Raw genomic sequence first — 562 nt, 5'->3', positions numbered from 1 at the left:
CAAAAAAGCATGAATCATAGGCATATCCAACACCTCCGCCTGCGTCGTGATTTCCATGACAGGATAGGTAGTCATCATCAGCAATACAGCTCCTAAAAAATCAAGCGCCGATCAGTATTCAACAACGCTCGACAGCGATGCGTGCAGCACGCATCGACGAAGACACTCAGGCAGACCAGAGAAACCACATCCACTGATCCGCCTGAGCCTCAGACAGTGCTCATCCGCCCGTTGGTCAAGCCATAAACCGAGCGGAATACTCAGGAGAATTAATAAACTGCCCGATCAGGGTCACCGCATCCGTCCCCTGCTGCCCCAGCAACTGATTAAACGTCGCTACATCCGGTGCATGACCCAGCAAGCCCACATAATCCAGCGTCAGCGATACCTTGTTCTGTGACGCCGCCTTAAACTCCGTAGACTCCGTAAAGCCCGCCAGCATATTGCCCCGGCTTAATCCCTGCCCCAGCTGCCCCTGCCAGTACGTCTTACCCGCCGCATCTGCCGGCCTGTGCAGGATATTCTGATACATCCTGTCCACAAAGTCCCCGTCATTCAATGT

1 protein-coding gene is annotated in these 562 nt (G+C 53.7%); it reads right to left on the bottom strand.

What is annotated here, in order from left to right; all coding sequences use genetic code 11:
* Positions 1–235: 235 nt before the first annotated feature.
* On the bottom strand, positions 236–562 hold a 327-nt coding region (locus ACO0LB_RS20535; RefSeq protein WP_423052550.1), incomplete at its 5' end, for a DUF4214 domain-containing protein.

Source organism: Undibacterium sp. SXout7W (assembly GCF_049339385.1).
Taxonomy (GTDB): domain Bacteria; phylum Pseudomonadota; class Gammaproteobacteria; order Burkholderiales; family Burkholderiaceae_D; genus Undibacterium.
This window is presented reverse-complemented; position numbering and strand designations above follow the sequence as displayed.